Here is a 3,637-nt window from a genome sequence, read left to right on the forward strand (position 1 = left end):
TCTTCACCATCCGCGACCGCGACGACTGGAACGCCTACGAGAACGGTTTCGGGTTGACCCGTCTGGACGGCAGCGCCAAACCCGCGCTGGGCGCGTTGCGCGAGACCAACACCTGGCTGCACACGCTCGTGGGCAGGCGCACCCGGGTCGTGGCCCTGGCACCCCTGGCGGACGCGGCGGTCCGCCAGCAGCACCCCACCGCGACGGCCGGGTCCTCGACCACCCTGAGCGTCGACGCGCGTGAGACGGACGACGTCGCGTCCACGCGCGTGACCTCCTACCTGCGCTTCAGCTTGCCGGCGCTGGCTGCGGGGGAGTCCGTCGACGCGGCGACCCTCGGCCTGCACGTCACCGACCCCACCGTCGACGGTCCCGAGGTCTGGACCACCGCCACGTCGTGGCGCGAGAGCACCACGACGTGGCGCTCGGGACGGCCGGCCCGTCGTGGGACCTCCCCGGTGGCGGACTTCGGCGAGACGCCGGTGGGTCGGGTCACCGTGCCGGTCCCCGCGCTCCCCGCCTCCGGTGAGGTCTCGTTCGAGCTGCACGCCGCCTCGGCCGACCGCCTGCGGTTCGCGTCGCGGGAGGCGCCGGCCGCTCAGCGTCCGCAGCTGACCCTGCTCATCCGCTCCTGAGCCCGCCCGCCGGACCCGCCGGACCCGCCGGGCGAGCCTCACGCGCCCCGCCCGGCGTCCTCGGGCACCGCGCTGCGCCGCAGCACCGGACCGCGCGGCCGCGTCAGGACGTACCGCACGCCCAGCAGGACGACGAGCACGACGGCGCCGGCACCGGTGCCGGCGGCGCCCGCCGCCGCGGACGGCGCCGCCACCAGCAGCGCGGCGGTGGCGCTCAGCGCCGTCACGGCCGCTGCCGCGGCCGCCAGGCACAACCACCGCTCCTGCTCCTCGGCGAGCAGCGCGAACCACAGCAGGTACCCGGTGACGGTGAACGGGGCGGCCGCCGCCAGCACGCGCACCGTCAGCACGGCCGAGCCCCACCGCTCCCCGAACAGCAGCGTCGTGACCGGCCCGGCCAGCAGGACCCCCAGGACCGCCAGGGCCACGGACGCGGCGGCGACGACGCCGAGGTAGCGCTGCGCCTGGCGGCGAGCGCTCCGCCGGTCCCGGTGGGCCAGGGCGGCGATCGCTGGGAAGAGCCCGATCCCCAGCGTGTGCGCCAGGGTCACGGCGGCGTCCAGGAAGCGGGTGGCGACGACGTAGTCGGCCAGGACGCGGGTCGGCGCCAGGGCGCTGACGAGGACGGTGCCCTGGCGCCACAGCACGATGAGCGCCGTCCCCGCCACCGCGAGCCACGCGCTGCGCCTGACCAGCGCCCCGAAGGACGGCCCGTCCGGCGACCCGCCGCCCGGGCGCAGGAACACCGCGGCCACCAGCAGCACGACGAGCTCCTTGCCGGCGACGATCCACAGCAGGGGCACGATCCCCGCCCCACCCAGCACGGCCAGCGATCCGGCGACCACCAGCAGCAGCGCGCTGGCCCCCTGCAGCAGGCCCTCGAGCACCGCGCGCCCCGCTCCGCGCAGCACCTCCGCCCACAGGTTGAACGTGGCGTTCGCGACGACGAACGCGGAGCACGGCACCAGCACGGCGGCGTCGACGCCGGCGGGACCGGCCAGGAGCGCCAGCAGGCAGGTGAGGACCACGGCCAAGCCGGCGGAGAGCGCCTGCGGTCCCAGGGCGGAACGCAGCGCCGCGGGCGCCGCCGCGGTGCCGGCGGCCACGTCCCTGCCCGCCAGGCTGGCCACCCCGAGGTCGGTCACGCTCGCCGTGAGCGTCACCGTGCCCAGCAGGAACCCGTACAGCGCGACGGTCGTCGGGTCGCTCACCCGGGCCAGCACGACGACGAGGACGATCCCCACGAGGCGCCCGAAGACGCGCGAGACGAGCGCGGCGGCGACACCGACGCGCGCCAGCCGCGCCCCCCGCAGGACGTGGTCCGGCTCGGGTTCCGTCATGCGACCGTCCTTGTCGAGGGGAGCGAGGGGGAGGCGGTGCGGGGCACCAGCGCGGCACCGGTGGCCAGGCCCAGCAGGTACAGGGTGGTGAAACCCGTGGGGTAGCTGCCCAGGGTCGTCCGGGAGACCCAGTCGACCACCGAGACCGCGAGGACCGCCGCCGCCAGCCACGCGCTCGCGACGTCCCGGCGCAGCGGGCCGCGCAGCCACCAGACGTGCAGCACGACCCACGCCAGCAGGGCCAGCACCCCCAGCAACCCCACGTCGGAGAGGACCTGACCCCAGGAGGAGTCGATGAACGCCGAGTTCCCCGCGAACATGGGGGTGCTCTCCCTGGTGGGGTCGTAGGCCGGCGCCGCGGCCACCAGGCCGGCCTCCGCGCGGGTCGAACCGGCCCCCAGCGCCCCGACCCCGTTGCCGCGCAGCAGCGTCACCGGGCCCTCGTAGGCGACGGCCCACGCGTCCAGGCGGCCGTTCAGCGTGAACAGCAGCGGCTTCACGGGCCCACCGGGGACGGTGGAGGAGCGCAGGAACGCCCCGGCGACCAGCACCGCCCCGGCGCCGGCGCCGAGCACGCCGACCGCGGCGGCGCGCGCCCGGCCGTGGCGCACCAGCAGCAGCAGCACCAGGGCGGCCAGCTGCAGCGCCGCCGTGCGCACCTGCGTGGCCGCCAGGACCGCCGCCGCGCCGGCGAGCAGGAGCGCCGCCCGTCGGCGCGAGGCGACCGTCACCGCGACGCAGGCGGCGAGGACCGCCTGGGCGGCCAGCGAGAACGCCTCCTCGTAGGTGCCGGGGCTGCGCAGGGAACCCCCCGACGAGAGGCGGACCTGGGAGCCGAACGCGTAACCCCACTGGTGGACGAGCGCGTCCGGGCCCACGGCCTGCTGCACCCACGCGATCACCGCCTGCAGCGGTACGAACACCGACAACGCCAGCACCAGGTGGCGCAGCGCCAGGTCGGGGCGCGGCGTCAGCAGCCCCACGAGCAGCAGGAGCATCGGCTCCAGCAGCAGGCGCGTGCCGAAGAGCCACGCGGCCCCGTGCCCACCGCCCAGGTCGGCGAGGTACAGGACCACGAGCACGGCCAGCGGGAACCACACCGCGGCCGGCGGCAGCCGCGCGGCGAGCGAGGCCCGCCCCCGCAGCACGCTGAGCGCGGCGACGACGACGAGCAGCAGGACGTAGGCGTCCTTGCTGACGCCGAGCGCGTCGGAGACGCGCAGGCGCAGCTCGGCGGTGGTGCCGAAGAGGAGGACGACGCCCCACGGGGCCAGCCACGGCCGCTGCAGCAGGACCCAGGCGCCGGCGGCCACCAGCGCCAGGGCGACGACGGCGAGCAGGATCACGCCGGGCACCGGCCGCCCCGGCGGCCCACCGCCGACGGCGCCGCGCCCGCGCGCCGCCGGCTCACGCCGTCACGACCACGGCGTCCGGCGGGCGGCTCCACTGCTCGCTCAGGCGCTTCGCGGCGCGCACCTCCCGGGTGGGCGCCCCCCGCTCCACCACGAGGAGCACGGCCGCCGCCTCCCGCAGCAGGGGTGCGACCACGCTCGTGGAGGGCTCCCCGGTCACGGCCACCTGCGCGCCGCGCCCCGCGGCAGGGCCGCGCAGGAGCACGGCGACCTCCTCGGCGGCGCCCGACGAGGCGGTGCCGGCGGGGAC

General features: G+C 77.3%; 4 protein-coding genes. 1 reads left to right on the plus strand and 3 read right to left on the minus strand.

What is annotated here, in order from left to right:
- The coding region (locus tag GTR00_RS16705) for a DNRLRE domain-containing protein (protein ID WP_166612714.1) at positions 1-635 on the plus strand (635 nt) is incomplete at its 5' end.
- A gap of 38 nt (positions 636-673) precedes the next feature.
- Here GTR00_RS16705 and GTR00_RS16710 read toward each other — a convergent pair.
- The 3 genes from GTR00_RS16710 to GTR00_RS16720 all read right to left on the minus strand — a co-directional run.
- The gene (locus GTR00_RS16710; protein ID WP_166612715.1) at positions 674-1,975 is read right to left on the minus strand and encodes an oligosaccharide flippase family protein; all 1,302 of its coding nucleotides are present in this window, start codon (positions 1,973-1,975) and stop codon (positions 674-676) included.
- Entirely contained in the window at positions 1,972-3,321 is a 1,350-nt protein-coding gene (locus GTR00_RS16715; RefSeq protein ID WP_166612716.1) for a hypothetical protein, read from the minus strand. Before GTR00_RS16715 ends, GTR00_RS16710 begins: the two co-directional genes overlap by 4 nt.
- Before the next feature lie 61 nt (positions 3,322-3,382).
- Positions 3,383-3,637: hypothetical protein (locus GTR00_RS16720; RefSeq protein WP_205706005.1), on the minus strand; the 255-nt coding region annotated here is incomplete at its 5' end.

It is taken from the genome of Kineococcus indalonis (genome assembly GCF_009906395.1).
Classification (GTDB): domain Bacteria; phylum Actinomycetota; class Actinomycetes; order Actinomycetales; family Kineococcaceae; genus Kineococcus; species Kineococcus indalonis.